This is a genomic window from Pseudoalteromonas atlantica (genome assembly GCA_007988745.1).
GTDB lineage: Bacteria > Pseudomonadota > Gammaproteobacteria > Enterobacterales > Alteromonadaceae > Pseudoalteromonas > Pseudoalteromonas atlantica.
The window spans coordinates 19,773-38,101 of the sequence record BJUT01000043.1 but is presented as its reverse complement, the minus strand read 5'-3'; the positions used below and the strand labels follow the sequence as shown (position 1 = coordinate 38,101).

General features: G+C 40.5%; 15 protein-coding genes and 1 pseudogene. 9 read left to right on the top strand and 7 right to left on the bottom strand.

Annotated elements, in window-relative coordinates:
- Window positions 1-112: 112 nt before the first annotated feature.
- Together PAT01_RS15335 and PAT01_RS15330 are read left to right on the top strand one after the other, a co-directional pair.
- Window positions 113-640, top strand: coding sequence for a VC2046/SO_2500 family protein (locus PAT01_RS15335; protein ID WP_154945760.1), 528 nt, complete (start codon window positions 113-115; stop codon window positions 638-640).
- A gap of 190 nt (window positions 641-830) precedes the next feature.
- Window positions 831-1,133 carry a DUF6172 family protein gene (locus PAT01_RS15330; protein ID WP_004589192.1) on the top strand — a complete coding sequence of 101 codons (303 nt, stop codon included), beginning with the start codon at window positions 831-833 and terminating at the stop codon, window positions 1,131-1,133.
- Window positions 1,134-1,263: 130 nt separating this feature from the next.
- Here PAT01_RS15330 and PAT01_RS15325 read toward each other — a convergent pair whose 3' ends face one another.
- From PAT01_RS15325 to PAT01_RS15315, 3 genes are all read right to left on the bottom strand, one after another.
- Window positions 1,264-1,743 (bottom strand): YchJ family protein, encoded by a 480-nt coding sequence (locus PAT01_RS15325; protein ID WP_029774254.1) that lies wholly within the window; start codon window positions 1,741-1,743, stop codon window positions 1,264-1,266.
- 42 nt (window positions 1,744-1,785) lie between these two features.
- Window positions 1,786-2,220, bottom strand: a complete 435-nt coding sequence (locus tag PAT01_RS15320) for a SulA-like leucine-rich domain-containing protein (RefSeq protein ID WP_121637664.1) — start codon at window positions 2,218-2,220, stop codon at window positions 1,786-1,788.
- Window positions 2,221-2,503: 283 nt separating this feature from the next.
- Window positions 2,504-2,959 (bottom strand): tetratricopeptide repeat protein, encoded by a 456-nt coding sequence (locus PAT01_RS15315; protein ID WP_024032355.1) that lies wholly within the window; start codon window positions 2,957-2,959, stop codon window positions 2,504-2,506.
- A 117-nt stretch (window positions 2,960-3,076) separates the two neighbouring features.
- Between PAT01_RS15315 and PAT01_RS15310 the strand changes: the two genes are divergently transcribed.
- Window positions 3,077-4,369 (top strand): NCS2 family permease, encoded by a 1,293-nt coding sequence (locus PAT01_RS15310; protein WP_004589400.1) that lies wholly within the window; start codon window positions 3,077-3,079, stop codon window positions 4,367-4,369.
- 253 nt (window positions 4,370-4,622) lie between these two features.
- Here PAT01_RS15310 and PAT01_RS15305 read toward each other — a convergent pair whose 3' ends face one another.
- Window positions 4,623-5,381, bottom strand: coding sequence for a hypothetical protein (locus PAT01_RS15305; RefSeq protein WP_064386676.1), 759 nt, complete (start codon window positions 5,379-5,381; stop codon window positions 4,623-4,625).
- Window positions 5,382-5,674: 293 nt separating this feature from the next.
- Here PAT01_RS15305 and cysB point away from each other — a divergent pair, with 293 nt between their 5' ends.
- Window positions 5,675-6,652: an HTH-type transcriptional regulator CysB gene (cysB, locus tag PAT01_RS15300; RefSeq protein WP_024032357.1), complete on the top strand. Its 978-nt coding sequence runs from the start codon at window positions 5,675-5,677 to the stop codon at window positions 6,650-6,652.
- A gap of 71 nt (window positions 6,653-6,723) precedes the next feature.
- On the opposite strand, the gene PAT01_RS15295 is transcribed toward cysB, so the two are convergent.
- The 3 genes from PAT01_RS15295 to pabB all read right to left on the bottom strand — a co-directional run bounded on the left by PAT01_RS15295 (window position 6,724) and on the right by pabB (window position 10,131).
- Window positions 6,724-8,100 carry an L-serine ammonia-lyase gene (locus PAT01_RS15295; protein ID WP_004589403.1) on the bottom strand — a complete coding sequence of 459 codons (1,377 nt, stop codon included), beginning with the start codon at window positions 8,098-8,100 and terminating at the stop codon, window positions 6,724-6,726.
- 102 nt (window positions 8,101-8,202) lie between these two features.
- Entirely contained in the window at window positions 8,203-8,778 is a 576-nt protein-coding gene (locus tag PAT01_RS15290) for an NUDIX hydrolase (RefSeq protein WP_186807292.1), read from the bottom strand.
- A 6-nt stretch (window positions 8,779-8,784) separates the two neighbouring features.
- Window positions 8,785-10,131: an aminodeoxychorismate synthase component I gene (pabB, locus tag PAT01_RS15285; RefSeq protein ID WP_154945759.1), complete on the bottom strand. Its 1,347-nt coding sequence runs from the start codon at window positions 10,129-10,131 to the stop codon at window positions 8,785-8,787.
- Window positions 10,132-10,300: 169 nt separating this feature from the next.
- On the opposite strand from pabB, the gene PAT01_RS15280 reads away from it, so the two are divergent.
- From PAT01_RS15280 to PAT01_RS15260, 5 genes and pseudogenes are all read left to right on the top strand, one after another.
- The gene (locus PAT01_RS15280; RefSeq protein WP_004589406.1) at window positions 10,301-11,827 is read left to right on the top strand and encodes a fumarate hydratase; all 1,527 of its coding nucleotides are present in this window, start codon (window positions 10,301-10,303) and stop codon (window positions 11,825-11,827) included.
- Between the two features lie 450 nt (window positions 11,828-12,277).
- Window positions 12,278-13,318: a Glu/Leu/Phe/Val family dehydrogenase gene (locus tag PAT01_RS15275; RefSeq protein ID WP_024033350.1), complete on the top strand. Its 1,041-nt coding sequence runs from the start codon at window positions 12,278-12,280 to the stop codon at window positions 13,316-13,318.
- Between the two features lie 154 nt (window positions 13,319-13,472).
- Complete coding sequence (locus PAT01_RS15270; RefSeq protein WP_154945762.1) at window positions 13,473-14,111, top strand: chloramphenicol acetyltransferase; 639 nt, start codon at window positions 13,473-13,475, stop codon at window positions 14,109-14,111.
- Window positions 14,112-14,466: 355 nt separating this feature from the next.
- The gene (locus PAT01_RS15265; RefSeq protein ID WP_318299761.1) at window positions 14,467-17,355 is read left to right on the top strand and encodes a ligand-binding sensor domain-containing diguanylate cyclase; all 2,889 of its coding nucleotides are present in this window, start codon (window positions 14,467-14,469) and stop codon (window positions 17,353-17,355) included.
- A gap of 58 nt (window positions 17,356-17,413) precedes the next feature.
- Window positions 17,414-18,239, top strand: a pseudogene (locus PAT01_RS15260) (M90 family metallopeptidase).
- Window positions 18,240-18,329 lie beyond the last annotated feature (90 nt).

Below are 18,329 nucleotides of genomic sequence, written 5' to 3'. Positions count from 1 at the left end.
AATGCAACGGCGCTGATAATAGCAAACTGCGTATTTAAGTAAAGAAAAAAGCTAAAGAAATTTGAAATAAAGCCGATAAATATCTACCAGTTATCATAATCGGCTAAAGACTATGCAAATCGATGATTTGTTAATCACAGAGAGTCAACTAAAGACTAGGCTAAATAAAAGTGTGCATGAAAATCGCAGAGGCGAATTTTCACTTTTATTAGCGATGCTATCGCACGATGTGCTGGATTTTAGTCAATTTCACTTGCCAACAAGTGAAACGCATAGTGCTTATGTAGACGAAGAACAGTTAAGGGAGCGCTTTGGTGCTGGACCAAAGCAATTATTAGCTCCCGAAAAATTTGATATGACCATAGGGCAAGAGCACGCGTCGGTGATTGTTCAACAAGGCGAGCAAGCGGGCATGAAAGCAATAAAATTAAGCCACTGCTTAAACCCTGAGCCACTAGCGATTAGAGATGACAAGTTACATATTCCTTTAACAGTAATCGATAATTGTGAACTATCAGTACGCAGGCGCTTAAATGACACGCACACCGCGCTTGCAAGTCCACAAATGGACGCCGCAGCATTTTATGACGATTTAACTAATGAGGCTATACATAAGCCATTGCTTGTTGCTAACGCATAAAAATAATTTAACACTTGTGCGTTTTAAAAGCCTAAAACACCTTATATTTAATAACCGGTTATGCAATAAAATAGAACAATTCTTTTTTTGTTTAAAAAAAGCATCCACAAATTAAATGCAATTGCTATAATGGCTGCAAATGGTATGACTTGAGTGCCATTATCATTAAATCAAGGTAATTAGGAACGTAATGAAGAAAACATTCACGCTAAATCATGAGAAAATCAAATACCCTCGTATGGTTGATGCTGCAAAGCATGAAGTGAAAAAATATTTGAAAAGAGAGCGCAATAAAACGCTACCTGTTGAAGCTGATTACTGGGCGTTTGACTGTAAGTTTGGCACAAGTGCCGATGATGCCGAAGTTGTTCACGTAGCTGAAATTAACAACAAGATCAGCGAAATCGAAAAGCAGGCGCTTACTTCATTCTATGTTGAGATTTTAGCTAGACCTGCGCAGCGTGAATCGTTCGATCTAGATGATGATGAATAAACCAATAGCAATATTGTAGAAAATGGACCTAGATGGTCCATTTTTTGTTTATGGCAGTTATTAACATGTTTAGTGGTATAGAGTAGCGCTTAAATAAAAAGCTATTTTTATGCTAAGTGTTTAGCTTATTTTATACACTGTGACACTTTTTATATTTTTTACCGCTTGCACATGGGCAGGGGTCGTTTCTGGCAACTTTTATATCGGCGACCGGATTAATAATACCCTCTAAATAACGCCATTCACCGTCCTCTTTTATAAAGTCTGATTTCTCATCCAACTCACAATATAAGTTTTGGTAAAAATAATACGCGTTAAAGGCAACATAACCTCGCTCATCACTTTGCTGCGTATCGCGCACAACTAATTTTACAAAGCGGCAGCTATTAGCAAAGTCAGCAATTTCATTTACTGGGTTTTGTGCTTGTTTTTCTTTGGCGTAAGTTTTAAATACATAAGATGCATTTTTTAATGCATAAGCACTAAAGCGCGAACGCATTAGTTGCTCAGGTGTTGCTGGGGTTTTTATATCAAGATGATAAGGCTGGCAACAGTCGCCATAATTAAGCTGACTGTTGCATAAGCAAGCGCTAGTACTAGTTACACTCATAAAATACTAATTAACATAAATTAAAAATGCATTTTACCAAGCTTATTGAGTAAGTGATATTGCTGTAGTGCTGGTTTTTTTAGTAAAGCAAAATAGCTTAGCGCTTCTTTTGTCTAAATTAAGCGATAAATTAACAAGCTGCTGCTCACTTACTATATCGGTCCACGTAATAATGGCTGCAAAGTTTCCATTATGAAGTGCTGAATTAAGCACATACTCTAAATTTACTAAATGCTTTTGTCTTATTACAAGCAGTTTGCTGGTATCTATAGAGCAGCTATCTAGCAAGGCTTTACTAGGCACATGGTCGGGCGCAATCAGTAAGGTCCACGCGTTAGAGCTATTGTATTGGTGCAACACTTTTAGCATCTCAAACGTAGCAGAAATTTCATCTTCTACTTTTATTAAGTTTACCGACTCACTTTCATTATGTTGTTGGTAGCTTTTAACGGTTCTTACGGTAATTGGCTGTAGCATAGGTCTCACTCACTGGGTTTATATACAGTACATGTATACAGTAGTTTATACAGTTGTTGTGTGCAAGCGTTTTTTGTTATTTTTTATACAGTTAATGGTTTTAAAAAATAAACAATAAAAATAACCATTTAAAAACAGTAGGTTATAATTCAAGCTGTGTAAGTGAAAGCTGAGGGTGTTTGCAGTACTGTATAAAGTGTAGCAGTGTTATACAGTACTTAAGAGGTGGCTATACAGTTATTTTAGTGTGTTTTACAGTGCTTAGCTATTAGCTATACAGTAGTTAGTCATTTTTTGGAATTAAGTGGGCAAACTGAATTTGGTGGATTTGCTCATACAAACTGGCTGCATAGCATTGAGCGTCTTTAAGACGTTTGGTGTCGATATATTTTCTTAAATCATTTAAAGCAGCGGTTGCCGGTTCGTAGCCTTGGCTGCTGGCTAAACTCAGCCATGCTGCTGCGTGAAATACGCTTTTTGGTACGCCTTGGCCTTTGACAAAAAATAACCCTAAATAAAACTGGGCGCGATGATTTCCGGCCATTGCGGCAAGGCGCATCCACTTAGCTGCCAACGGTGCTTGGTTATGCTTTAAATAATACAGGGCTTTGTTAAGTGTTGTTTGCTCACTGACATCACTATTGTTTTCAGCGCTGTGGTTTGTAGGCTGTGTTACAAAATCTAAAATATTGTTTAATTGTTGCTCTAAGTCTTGTCCGCTAGGCTGAGTCTTATTCATATATTTTCTTTTTTATAGTTTCTACGTCAACAGTTTAGTATATCGCAAGGTAAAATGTCCTGTTTATACTTAATTTTATGGTAAAATCACGTCACTTTTTACTATCACAAGTCTATTATGCTCGAAGCTCTATTTAAACTCCGCGAAAATAACTCCAATGTGCGACGCGAAAGCATTGCTGGAATCACTACTTTCATTACTATGGTTTACATTGTATTTGTAAACCCTGCAATGCTTGCTGAAGCAGGCATGGATCAAGGTGCTGCATTTGTTGCTACCTGTATTGCGGCTGCTATTGGCTGTTTTATTATGGGATTGTGGGCTAATTACCCTTTAGCACTTGCGCCGGGCATGGGTTTAAACGCATTTTTTACTTACGGTGTTGTACTGGGCATGGGTTATAGCTGGCAAGCTGCATTAGGTGCGGTATTTATGTCTGGTTGTATATTTTTAATATTAAGTTTGTTTAAGGTCAGAGAGTGGATAATTAATGCTATTCCTTTGGTTTTAAAGCAGGCTATTGCCACTGGTATTGGTGCGTTTTTAGCGTTAATTGCGCTTAAAAATGCAGGCATTATTGTTTCAAGCCCAGCTACATTAGTACAGCTTGGCGATATTACTTCGGCAGGTCCTTTATTAGCTATTTTAAGCTTTTTTGTCATTGCTGCTTTGCTTTATCGTGATATAAAAAGCGGCGTACTTATTAGCATTTTGCTAGTAACGGGCATTGCGTTAAGCCTCGACTTAGTTGAGTACCACGGCGTAATGTCAATGCCACCGTCTATTTTACCTACCTTCATGCAACTTGATTTTGCAGCGGCCTTTGAGCTTTCTATGCTGAGTGTAATTTTTGCGTTTTTGTTTGTTGATTTATTTGATACATCAGGCACGTTAGTTGCGGTAACTCAAAAAGCAGGCTTAGCCGATGAAAAAGGAAATATGCCACGTTTAGGGCGTGCTTTAAGTGCCGATAGTACAGCTACTATTGCGGGTGCAATGTTAGGTACTTCTACCACTACTTCTTATATTGAGTCTGTAGCCGGTGTATCGGTTGGTGGGCGTACTGGCTTAACAGCTGTTGTTGTGGGTATATGCTTTTTACTAATGATGTTTTTTGCGCCGCTTGCGCAAATGGTGCCGGCTTATGCAACAGCGGGTGCTATTTTATACGTTGCGGTATTAATGCTGCAAAACCTTAAGTTTGTAAACTGGGATGACATGAGCGATGCAATTCCGGTAAGTGTAGTACTACTTATGACGCCTCTTACATTCTCTATTGCGCATGGTATTGCTCTTGGTTTTATATCGTACACTGCGGTTAAAGTACTGTGTGGTAAACGCGATCAGGTTAGTATTAGCGTGTGGATTTTAACAGCGTTATTTATTATCAAGTTTGCATTTTTATCGTAATAGCTAATACCCATTCTTTTAGCTAAGAGGCTTAGTTTGAGGGTGGGTAAACATTTATTATTTAGTGTCTATCGCTCATGCCGCTGCGTTGTTATACCTTGCGTATCTATGTTGTGGTAAATGAGCGTTTATAACGTAGTTAGCGCTAGGTAGTGCCTCAAAATACGTTAGTATTTACCCATTGGTAAAAACAGCTTAACAGATACAAAAAAGCCCATACATTATGTATGGGCTTTCTTTTGGGTATTTAAAATTACCATTTCTTTTTAGGTGCAAATAATACGTCTAAGTCATCTTGCTCTGCTTCTGCTTTTTTCTTCAAGGCAGTGGCATTTGATGCTTTTAGTTCGGTGCTTATTTCTTCTAAATAGGCTTCAACTTCTTGGCGTTTTGCGTTTACGTATTCATCAGAATAGGTAACGGCACTAAGTGTGGCATAGGCTTTTTCAAAATATTGCCTAGCAGAGCCCACCATGCTCGCTGAACGAGCAGATAAACCGCGTTTAATTTGGCTTTCTATGTTGATTCTAAGTTGTAACTTTTCAAGGCGTTTATCTTCTGCTGCAAATACTTGGCTATCTACACGGCCTTTACTGTGCTCAGAGCGCATAATAACTCTAAGCTTTTTTATGCCCTGAATTAACGAGACTAACTGCTTATCGTTACTTGGTAACGATAAATTGTCGCTGCTATTACCTTGAACTGCTCCACTTAGCTTTTCTTTAGCTTCGTTCATTCTGCTTTTTAATGCTTTAGAATTAGGTGAATGGTTCACCATAGCGTTAAGTGCTTCGTAACATCTACGTTGTAAAACGCGTATAATGTTTTCAGAAAGCGGAATATTAGCGCTATTCATAAGTGCTTCTTCGGTTTCTTCAATTATCGCTTTTTGTTTTGTCAATTCTTTGCGACGTTCAACTTCTTGCTTTTCTTTATGCTGCTGTACAGCGCTTACCCATAGTGCAATCACTATCAGTGCCACTATAAGCACAATTATAATCGAAACGATCATGGCTTAATTCTCGGATTCATAATCTATTTTTTTATATTACATCAAATATATGCTTTGAGGGTAGCTTTGCGCTGATTAACTTAAAAATATGTTAAAAATTAGATATAAGAATAATGTATTATAAGTTGAACCTGAATAAACATCGCTATCTGCAGCGGGTTTATTATGCTAGCCTTAATGCTTAAATAATGAAAATATACGTGCTTACTTTGCCAAGTTTTAACTAAATTAAACTTGGTTTTGCTTAGTATTACCATCATATAAGCTTAATAATAACGTTAAAAACTGCAACCATGAAATTACAACAACTTAGATACATCGTAGAAGTTCAAAACCATAAGCTAAACGTATCAGCAACTGCTGAGAGTTTATTTACCTCACAGCCTGGTATATCTAAACAAGTGCGCATGCTTGAAGATGAGCTAGGTGTACAAATTTTTGGCCGCAGTGGTAAGCATTTAACGCATGTTACAGGTGCCGGCGAAGAAATAATTAACATTTCTCGCGAAATTTTATCTAAAGTCGAAGGTATAAAAGCGGTTGCTAATGAGCACACGCTGCCTGATCAAGGTAAACTAAATATAGCCACTACACACACGCAAGCTCGTTATGCTTTGCCAAGTGTTATTCAGGGCTTTATGAAAAAATACCCAGCTGTTTCGCTGCATATGCATCAAGGTACACCACAACAGATTTCTGATGCGGCAGCGCGCGGTGACGCAGACTTTGCCATTGCAACTGAAGCACTTCATTTATACTCAGATTTAGTTATGCTGCCTTGCTATCATTGGAACCGCAGCATTGTGGTGGCAAAAGATCATCCACTAGCACAAAAGGCCGACAATTTAACCGTTGCCGATATAGCGCAGTATCCGCTTATTACGTATGTATTTGGGTTTACTGGGCGCTCTGAGCTTGATAAAGCATTTAACGCGCACGGCCTTGAGCCGCACATTGTGTTTACTGCAACCGATGCCGATGTAATTAAAACTTATGTAAGGTTAGGGCTAGGTGTAGGTGTAGTCGCTTCAATGGCTGTTGATCAATTAAGTGACACAGATTTAGTGTGTATTGATGCCAGCCATTTATTTGAAGCTAGCACAACTAAAATTGGCTTTAGAAAGGGCAGTTTTTTACGTACTTATATGTATGACTTTATTGAGCGTTTTGCCCCGCATTTAACTAAAGAGCGAGTAGAGCGAGCAAGCCTATTACGTAATCAAGAAGATGTTGATGCGTTATTTGCCGACATAGAACTGCCAGTAAAATAGTAAAACTTTAAGTATACAAATACTAAAAAACCGCGTACTGCTAAAATACGCGGTTTTTTGTTTTTATACGCTTAACATTCAATAATGTTTACCGCTAATCCACCGCGAGCGGTTTCTTTATATTTGGTTTTCATGTCGTTACCGGTATCGAGCATGGTTTTAATCACTTTATCAAGCGACACCTTTTGCTCGCCACTGCCACGTATTGCTAGGCGAGAGGCATTAATTGCTTTAATGGCGCCCATGGCATTGCGCTCAATACACGGTACTTGTACCAATCCGCCTACAGGGTCGCAAGTTAGGCCTAAATTATGCTCCATGCCTATTTCGGCGGCGTTTTCAACATGTACTACATTACCACCAACAATTTCGGTGAGTGCGCCAGCGGCCATTGAACAGGCAACACCTACTTCACCTTGGCAGCCTACTTCTGCGCCCGAAATAGAGGCATTTTTTTTGTATAAAATACCAATCGCCGCTGCGGTTAATAAATAGCGTGTGGCTATGTCGCGGTCCACTTCTTTAATAAATGTGTGGTAGTACATTAAAACGGCCGGCAATATACCCGCAGCACCATTTGTTGGCGCCGTGACTACGCGCCCACCTGCGGCATTTTCTTCATTTACAGCCAAGGCGAATAAATCCACCCAATCCATTGCTCTGAGTGGGTCATTACTCACTTCTACATTTAGCTTTAAATACAAACTAGGTGCACGGCGTTTAACTTTTAAACCACCTGGTAAAATTCCCTCGGTGCGCATGCCACGTTCAATACAGGCTTTCATTACTTGCCAAATATTAAACAACTCGTCTTTAATATCGTCTTCTTTGCGCAGCGTTTTTTCGTTATGCATCATTAAAGTAGATACACTAAAGCCTGATTCTTTACACAGCTCTAGTAAATCTTTTGCACTTTCGAACGGGTAAGGAGCCGGGTTTTGCTCGCGAATATCAAGGGCTGCTTGTTTTTCGTTTTCAAATTCTTCATCGGTAACAATAAAGCCGCCGCCAATAGAATAGTACACTTTGCTATATACTTTTTCGCCATTATTTGAGGCAATAATTTCCATGGCATTAGAGTGCTTAGGTAACGTTTTGCGGCGATGAAAAACAATAGCCCCTTGCTTAGGAAAGTTCGCTTTATGGGTTTGGTTGAGGTATATCACTTGCTCTTTTTCAATGGTGGCAAGGATATCGTCAACTAAATCGGCATCTATTGTTTCTGGGTCGTAGCCGGCAAGCCCTAATATAACGGCTTTACCAGAGCCATGGCCTACGCCGGTTTGACCCAGTGAGCCATAAAGCTCTACCTTTATATCGGTAACAGAGGTTAAAAGTTGTTGCTCTTGTAGGTCATTAACAAATAAGCGCGAGGCACGCATTGGGCCAACGGTATGTGACGACGATGGGCCAATACCAATGCTAAACATATCAAATGCACTGATCATACTATGGGTCTCTACTTTATTTACTCAGCCCGAAAGCTGTTCTTTGAACGGTCGAGTATCATAACGTTAATTCTATATTATGTAACTATTTGGCCGTAAGTTTTACACTGGTAGGGCAAGCTGTTTTGTAAAGTTTTTTATAATGCTAGCCGTTGCTCCCCACAGTAATCCGTGCGGTGTACTAAACCCTCGCAAGGTGATGGTTTTGCCAAAACGTTGAAAAGGAATGGGCTGCCAATTGGCCTCGTTTGAAAGCTGGGTAAGCGACAGTAAAAAGCTAGCTTGCACTTCATTATAATCGTTCTCCCATACTGTGTGTTCATCAAGTAAACCCACAAATGGGCTAATGCTAAAGCCAGTTAGGGTAGAGTATTGTGGCAGCTGCCCGAGCACTTTAACATTACTAGGCGCTATATTAAGCTCTTCGTGTAGTTCTCGAAGCGCTGTGGTGCGCAGGTGCTTATCGCTTTGCTCAAATTTACCGCCGGGTAAACAAATTTCCCCAGGGTGATGATGTAAATAAGTAGGGCGTTTGCACAATAAAATATGCGCGTGGTTATCAACATCAATAATAGGCAGCATAACCGCACTGGCACGCTTTTTACGGGTATCTTTTATTTGATTTGGCGCAGCAGTAGGGCTTAGCTGAAACCGCGCCATAATATGTTCACTATTCAAAGCGTTCTACTGTTTTAATAAAGGAAGTATTTTATTCACTTTATCGTATGTTTCTTGGTATTCCAATTCGACTTTAGAATCAGCGACAATACCACCGCCGGCCCAGCAATAAATGTGTTCGTTATGACAAACCAATGTACGAATTGTAATACTGGTGTCCATATTACCGCAGGCGCTTAAATACCCTATAGAGCCACAGTAAATACTACGCCTATGAGGCTCTAGCTCTTCAATTATCTCCATAGCTCTAATTTTAGGCGCGCCAGTGATTGACCCTCCGGGGAATGCTGCTTCAAGTTGATCAACACACGTTTTGCTCTCATCCAGTTCTGCCGTTACGGTACTCACTAAGTGATGAACTGCCGGAAAGCTCTCAATAGCAAAAAGTGAGGGCACCTTTACAGAGCCAGGTTTTGCAACTTTACCTAAATCGTTACGCAGTAAATCAACAATCATTACGTTCTCTGCGCGGTCTTTGGTTGAGTTTTCAAGGGCTCTGGCTTGCTGTTGGTCGGCGATTGCATCGGCCATGCGTGGCAAAGTGCCCTTGATGGGTTTTGTTTCAACTATATTGTCGTGAACTGCAATAAAGCGCTCTGGCGATATTGATAAAATGGCGCCACGTGGGTGGTTAATAAAGCTAGAAAATGGCGCTTTATTAGCCTCACGCAATACTTTATAGGCTTGGAAAGGGTCGCCTTTAAAACCGGCACTAAAGCGCTGTGCTAGGTTGATTTGATAGCAATCACCACTTTTTAAATAATCTTGTATTTGCGCAAATTTATCAGCGTATTCATGCTTACTCATATTTGAGTGCCAATCGCTGGTGAGCGAAAACTGTGCAGGCGCTACATCGTTTGCTAAAAATTGCTGGTAAAGCGCTAAACGGTTCACCTCAGGTTGAGAAACGTAAAACCAGCTTTGCTGGTGTTTATCAAATATCAGCGCATCTAAATAAAGGCCAATGGCCATTTGTGGCATTGTTATATCGTGTTTTGCCGTGCGTGGCATGTGCTCAATAATACGCCCTAAATCGTAACCAAAATAACCAAGCCAGCCGCCGTTAAAAGGCAGGTTATTAGTGGCTTTTAGCGCGCTAAGTTTACTTAGTTCATCGTTCATTATTGTAAAGGGGCTACGCGAGTCAAGCTGCTGATTAAATACGCTTTGATTGTTGTTTACTTCTAAAATAGCGTGAGGCTCTATCGCAATAATATCAAAGCGACTATTTATGTGCTCGCTATTGGCTGAGTCTAGTAATACGGCATAGGGTAAATGCGCAAAATGCGCGAAAACATCAATGCAGTTTTGTGTTATGGCTAATTTTACACAATTTTTTTCATTGTTTAGCATTTACTGCCCCTTTAAGAACTGGCTCGAAACGGGCTGGGAGGGTATCATAAGTCAAATTTTTTTGGCAGCGTTTAGTATCAAATCTACGTTGTAATTAAAACAGTGCAAACCACCGTCACCGGTTTGGTATAGATTACGCTTAAGCGTAACGCTAACTTAAGGAACCACTATGAGTACAATCCGTCAGCAAGACTTTATTGATAGCATTGAAGATGCGTTGCAATATATCTCTTTTTATCATCCCCTTGATTTTGTTCAAGCGCTAGAAAAAGCCTACAACAAAGAACAAAGTAAGGCTGCAAAAGATGCAATCGCGCAAATTTTAATTAACTCGCGTATGTCGGCTGAAGGCAAGCGTCCATTGTGTCAAGACACGGGTATTATTACCTGTTTTGTAAAAGTAGGGATGGATGTTAAGTGGGATAAAACAGATTTAACCGTACAACAAATGGTTGATGAAGGCACACGTCGCGCATATTTAAATCCAGATAACCCACTACGAGCTTCTATTGTAGCTGACCCTGCTGGCACACGTAAAAACACTAAAGATAATACCCCTTCAGTTGTACACATTGATTTAGTGGCGGGTGGCGAAGTAGAAGTAATGGTTGCAGCGAAAGGCGGCGGCTCAGAGAACAAAAGTAAAATGGTTATGCTAAACCCATCTGACGATGTAGCTGCATGGGTAGAAAAAACGCTACCGACAATGGGCGCTGGTTGGTGCCCGCCAGGCATGCTAGGTATAGGTATTGGCGGAACCGCCGAAAAAGCAGCGGTAATGGCAAAAGAGTCGTTAATGGACCCGGTTGATATTCATGAGCTTATGGAGCGCGGTGCAGAAACAACGGAAGAAAAACTGCGTTTAGAAATTTTTGAACGTGCTAACAAACTAGGTATTGGCGCGCAAGGTTTAGGTGGTTTAACAACGGTTGTTGATATTAAAGTAAAAACAGCGCCTACGCATGCGGCATCAAAACCTGTTGTGATGATCCCTAACTGTGCAGCTACGCGCCACGTACACTTTACACTAGACGGCTCAGGCCCTGCAGATTTAAAAGCGCCTAAGCTAGAAGACTGGCCAGAAGTGACATTTGAAGTAGGTGAAGGAACTCGCCGTGTTAATTTAGATACGTTAACTAAAGAAGACACCCGCGAGTGGAAAATGGGAGAAACTGTTTTACTCTCAGGCACTATTTTAACAGGCCGTGATGCTGCTCATAAACGCTTACAAGATATGATCAATTCAGGTGAAGGTTTACCTGAGGGCGTTGATTTTGATAATAAGTTTATTTATTACGTTGGCCCAGTTGATGCTGTAGGTGATGAAGCCGTAGGCCCTGCAGGCCCTACTACCGCAACACGTATGGATAAATTTACCGATATGATGCTAGAAAAAACCGGCATTGTAGGCATGATAGGTAAAGCTGAGCGTGGTCCTGCTACAGTTGAGTCGATTAAAGAGCATAAATCGGTTTATTTAATGGCTGTAGGTGGTGCGGCATACTTAGTATCTAAAGCAATTAAAAAAGCACGCGTGGTTGCCTTTGAAGATTTAGGTATGGAAGCAATCTACGAATTTGAAGTAGAAGATATGCCAGTTACGGTTGCCGTAGACAGCGAAGGTGCTAACGCACACACGCAAGGCCCTGCAATTTGGAAAGCTAAAATTGAAGAGCTAGACGGTAAGCTTAAATAAAGGTTTACGTAATCTAATTACAAAGCGAGCTTAGGCTCGCTTTTTTTGTATTTGTTTTATGAAATATTAAAAAAGCGCAAATTGCCCCTTCAAATAAACACCTCAGACCAGTTGTGGTAAATCTGCTTTTTTCTTCATAAACCTATACACTGTGCGACTTTGCTGGGAGGGGAGCTGTGTAATACAAGGTTTACACTTGGTATTACCTTTACGTTCACGTAAATGTGAAGGCGCTTTTTAACGGTGTTGTTAGCTTTAAATTTAATTTATATGCTTTTTGTTGAATTTTATATCCATATTTTATTGCTATTTAGATTTATTAATTCACAATGCTCGCTTTTTTCGGGTTTAACTTCTCATTATGTGGCACCCTTAAAAATGAAGTGGTAAAGTTTCGTCAATTTCCAGCGCTCATCCCTCTCACGGGTAAACTATTTTGGAGTAATTACAGTGGCTGTGTTTAATCAAGCTGAATTTGATAACCACGAACAAGTGGTTTTTTGTTCTGACGAAGCGTCAGGTTTAAAAGCAATTATTGCCGTACATAATACTAACCTTGGCCCTGCTGTTGGTGGTTGTAGAATGTGGGACTATGCCAACGATGAAGATGCCGTTTACGATGTTTTACGTCTCTCTAAAGGGATGACCTATAAAAATGCGGTTGCTCGCCTACCGTTTGGTGGTGGTAAATCGGTTATTATTGGTAATGCAAAAGAGATTAAATCAGAGCAGTTATTTCGAGCTTTTGGTCGTCAATTAGAGCGATTAAATGGCCGTTACTATTCTGCCGAAGATGTAAACATTACATGTGATGACGTTGCTTTAATGAATAAAGAAACGAATTATGTGTTGGGCTTGGAAGGGAAAAGCGGTAACCCGTCACCTTTTACAGCTTACGGTACGTTTTTAGGAATTAAAGCGGCATTACAGCACCAACGCGGACATCAAGATTTTGCCGGTATTAAAGTGGCTGTACAAGGTTTAGGTGCAGTCGCCTATGGTTTATGTAAGCATTTAGCCCAAGCTGGTGCAAAATTATTTGTAACAGATATCAATCAAGATGCTGTAGAGCGCGTAGTAAATGACTTTGGTGCTACGGCGGTGGGTATTGATGAAATTTACGACCTTGATGTTGATGTATACGCACCTTGTGCATTAGGTGCCACCATTAATGATGAAACCATTGCACGTATTAAGGCAACCATTATTGCTGGGTGTGCTAATAATCAGCTAGCGCAGTCTCGTCACGGTGAAGTACTTCGTGAAAAAGGTATTTTGTATGCACCCGATTACGTTATTAACGCTGGTGGCATTATTAATGTGTATTACGAAACTGCGCCACAAGGCTACAGTGAAGCGGCGTCTAATAAACATGTTGAAGGTATTTTTGATACCTTAACCGAAATATTCACCCGTAGTGAAAAAGAGCAAAAATCAACGCATTTGATTGCCGATGAGTTAGCGCAAGAGATAATTCAAAACGGCCTGTAAATTTACCCCGTTTATTTAAACTAAGGCGTACAGTGGTACGCCTTTTTTGTTTATACTCTATGGCGTGGTAATTTTGTGGCCAAGACCCTAAAGGCATTGCGGCCTAATCGTTAACGACAAGCTTATGGATATTATGACTGATACAAATGCCTTAATGGAGCCCATCGACCTTGATACATGGCCTCGCCAACAACACTTCGAATTATTTAAAAACTTTACCCAGCCATATTTTAATGTGTGCGTAACACTTAACGCCAAGCCTTTATTTGAATATTGTAAACAAAATAAACTGTCTTTTTTTCAAGCATATGTGCATGCCACATTAAAAGCTTGCCACGCTTATAACCCGATTATGCTAAGAATTATTAATGACCGTCCATGGCGATTAAAGCAAGTAAGAGCCAGTGTGGTAGAGCTTGCTAGTGATGATTCGTTTATATTTAGTTACTTTAATTATTCGCCTTGCCTTGAAGAATTTGCTCAGCACGCCACAGCGATAAGCGCCAATGCTAAATCTCAACCGTTATTTTCTCAGGCGTTTAATCAAACCGAAGGGCAGGCCGATTTGATACATATATCGGCTTTACCTTGGCTGAACTTTAGTAGTTTTTCGCATGCCTTTAGTGAAGGAAAAAGTTTAGGTATTCCTAAATTTGTGTTTGGTCAATACGATAAAACCACGGGCCTAATGCCGTTTTCGATTGATGTGCATCATTCGCTAATGGACGGTTTACACGTCGCAGCGTTTATAAACGTATTACAAAACAATATTGACGACTTTTGTAAAGATTAATTGAATTTAGTTAATGCAATGTATTTATTTGCTATGGTAGTATTTTTAGTTAGATAGGCGATATAAGTTAATTTGTAACGATTAGCTGATACGTTTACGACATTAAGTTTTAGCGACTTATTTAAGGTGCTTTTTAGCACGTATTATTAGTTGTTTACGCTATTGTTTAGTTTTAATTAATGCGCTTTTAGCGCTTAAACAAACCCTAGTGTATTCACCCAATGCGTATAGGGATTTTAACGCTTTGTTGGAGCGCACGATTTTAGTGTGCTCAGTGCCAAGTAAATTCTTTCCTACTCCTTTTAAATAACGATAAAACGCTTACACACAAGTAAAAGAATAACTAAGGCAGTTGATGATGAGACAATTAAGCATTATATGTTCTTTTTTCGTCATGTTTTTATGTGAAGCCCAAGAGCAAACCCGTTTACCGTTAAGTGATTATTTTTCTGAAACATGGAATACCCGTTCTGGATTGCCACACAACAGTATTAATAGCGTTACGCAAACCCAAGATGGCTACTTATGGGTTGCTACATGGGAAGGTTTGGCACGTTTTAATGGCCAAGAGTTTACAATATTAACCCGTGCTCATATTAATAACTTACCCGACTCGGGTTTAAGGGCACTCACTCCCACAAATAGTGGTGGGTTATACATAGCGGGGTCGCGCGGAGGAATTAGCTTATATCAACATAGGCAGTGGGATACCAAGCGATCAGCATCAACCATGGTTAATCATTTAATTGAAAGTGCTGATCAAAGCCTATGGTTAGCCCTTGAAAACGACGGCGTGTTTTATCGTGAACATAACAGCGATACCGACCTTGCAATTATTAAAAATGTAAGTGCTTATCGAGTTATAGAAGATCACGATGGGGTTATTTGGGCAGCAACTAGTGCAGGCCTTTATAAAATACACAACAAAATACCGACTTTAATGACGCCACACTTTGGTTTACCAAATGCACCTGTCTATAACTTATTAATTACTCGTGGTGGCTCGCTTATTGTGGGAAGTGAAAAAGGCGCGTGGATCAAAACCAATGCGCAGTTTCAGCCGATACATGAAAAGCTTAGCAATGAATCTATTTCTAGCTTATTAGAGGATAACCATGGAGATTTATGGTTTGGCACAATTAATAAAGGGGTGTTTAGGTTATCACCCGATGGCGTAGAGCAGTTAGATGCCAATAATGGATTACCCGCCAACCGTATTTTATCTTTGTTACAAGATAGAGAAAACAGTATTTGGATTGGCACAAACGCCGGATTGTTTCGCCTGCGTGAGTCGCCGTTTTCATCGTGGACCCAAAAAAGAGGTTTAGCGGGGGATTATACCCGCACAGTGCTTTCTCACTCCGATGGCAGTTTATGGGTGGGGGGAAGCTCTGGCTTAAATATAATAAAAAACAATCGCGCTACCTTGGTTTCAGGCTCTAAACAAAGCAGTCCATATTCTGTGCTCAGTTTACACGAAGCACCCGATGGTAGCGTGTGGGCAGGTACGTATACCTCAGGTGTTTTAAAAGTAGTTAATAATACCTTTACGCCGTTTATTAATCGTAGCACTGGCCTTGGAAGTAACGAAGTAAGGGCTTTATTATTTGATTCTAAAAACCGTTTGTGGATAGGCTCTGCTATGGGGCTTACGCGCATCAATGAAGATGGCAGCTTAAATCAATTTACAAATAAAAAAGACTTACCAAGTGGGTTTGTACTTGCACTTAGTGAAGATAACGCAGGCAATATTTGGGTAGGCACCGGCAATGGGGTGGTGGTATTTGATATTGTTAGTGAGCAATTTACAACGGTTGAATTCCCTCGTGAGTTTTCTGCGCAATATGCGTTTGGGTTTTATATTGATGATACCTATACCTGGATGGCCACAGATAGAGGCTTAGTACGCTATGAGCTAACAAGCGGAAAAATGGCCATGCTTGGCTTAGAGCAAGGTTTACCTATCGATAAACTATTTCAAGTGGTGCCGCACAATGGCTCATTTTGGCTCTCGAGCAATCGCGGAATTATTCAAATCGATAAAAATCATATACAGCAAATCCTCGACGCTCCCGCGAGCGCTAAAGCACCCGTGCTCAACTATCAACTGTATGATGAAGGCGATGGTATGTTAAGTGCACAGGCCAATGGAGGCTCAACCCCTTCGGCTGTAACGCATAACGATGGGAGTATTTGGTTTGCAACCGCAAAGGGGGTGAGTACCGTAAAACCCGCGCGCTTACAAGCATCAACGCAAATTGCGCTGCCGACCATTATTGAAAATATTTTTGTAGATGGTAAGCCTATTGCGCTTCCGCTTGAAGGAGAGTCGGTATTTTTGCCACCTGGGGTATCGCGTTTATCGTTTCATTATGCAGGGCTGAGCTTTATTATGCCGCAGCGATTAAATTTTCAAACCCAATTAAAGGGCTTTAACGATAAATGGGTTAATCGCCAACATATGACCGGTGCTGAGTACACTAACTTACCGCCTGGGGAATATACCTTTATGGTACGAGCAAGTTACCCTAACGCACAGTGGCAAGATAATCAGCAAGCTGTAAATATTGTAATTCAGTCATTTTTTTGGCAAAAACCGCAATTTAAGTTTGCAGTATTTGTATTATTTTTAATGGTTATTTTTGCTATATACAAATACCGTTTATACCACTACAAAAAAATAGAAATAGAGCTGACTAATCGCGTAGAAAAACAAACCCAAGACCTACAAACGCAAGCCAATGCGTTTGCATACCAAGCAACGCACGACCAACTTACCGACATGCCTAACAGGCGCGCTTTTGACAGTTGGCTTGCCCATAACTTTGCCACTTACAAACAGCAAAACCGGCCGCTAGCCATAGCTATACTGGATATTGATCACTTTAAGCGGATTAACGATAACTGGTCGCATATTATTGGTGACAAAGTGATTTGTACTATTGCAGAGCTGCTTAAAAATGGCTGCCAAGAAAACCAGCATATAGCACGCTGGGGCGGTGAAGAGTTTACAATTGTTTTTGCAGATAAAACCGCCAGCGAAGCAAAAATCATATGCGAAGCACTGCGCGAGAGCATTGCACAGCATGACTTTTCGGCCATTGGTGAGGGATTAAGTGTAACAGCCAGTTTTGGCTTGTCTGACTCAACCAACGTCGGTGATTACGACCGTCTTTTATCGCGGGCAGATCAAGCTTTATACAAAGCTAAAAATAGCGGACGAAATTGCACAGAAATTATCTGATTGAAAATGAGTGCATGCGCACATATTAATAAGAGACTAACTTATTTTGGATGTCCCCATGATAAACGGGCTACTCATTTTTGCTTTGGCTATTTTTGTTGTAATTTATTGGCGCTGGCAGGCACTACAAAACTGGCTTTGGAATAAAAAATATAAAAACGCGGTTTTAAACTCTCAACAAAAAGAAATACTCCTTCGTTGCATGCCTATCTATAAAAAGATGACGGATAACGACAGAGCCAAGCTTGAGCGCCACATAATATGGTTTTTAAATGAAAAGCGCTTTTTAGGCCGAGACGGACTAAAGCTAACCCCCGCCATGAAGCTGATAGTTGCTGCCGATGCCTGTGTGTTAGTGCTTAATAAACCTTGGCCACTTTATAAAAACGTGAAAGAAATTTTACTCTATCCCAGTGCGTATTATGCGCCGCAATCTACACGAGATAGTGCTGGGCTGGTTAGTTACCACAACGCGGTACGCTTAGGTGAGTCGTGGCCTGGTGGCACGTTAGTGCTAAGTTGGCACGATGTACTTGAAGGCAACCGTTTACCAAGCGATGGCCATAATTTAGTGTTTCATGAATTTGCCCACCAGTTAGACCAAGAAACCGGAAAAACCACTGGCACTCCATTATTAAAAACCCCCCAATGCTTATAAAGAATGGGCTCGAGTGTTTAGCCGTGCCTTTGTGCAGTTAAAAAGTCATGTTGCTTATAACATGCCTCACGTTATTCACAGTTATGGGGCCACCAACGAGGCTGAGTTTTTTGCAGTACTCACAGAGACCTTTTTAGAAAAGCCGGCGCAGCTTAGGCAATACGACCCTGAAATTTATAGAATGCTGGTGGATTACTACCAATTTGACCCCATAGTTTGGCATTAATTTTTGGTACTTGGTCTGATAACGCTGGCAAGTTAGCGCTGTTTTTGTTGCAATCGTGTTAGAGAGTTTAACTGCAATAATAACAAGCGA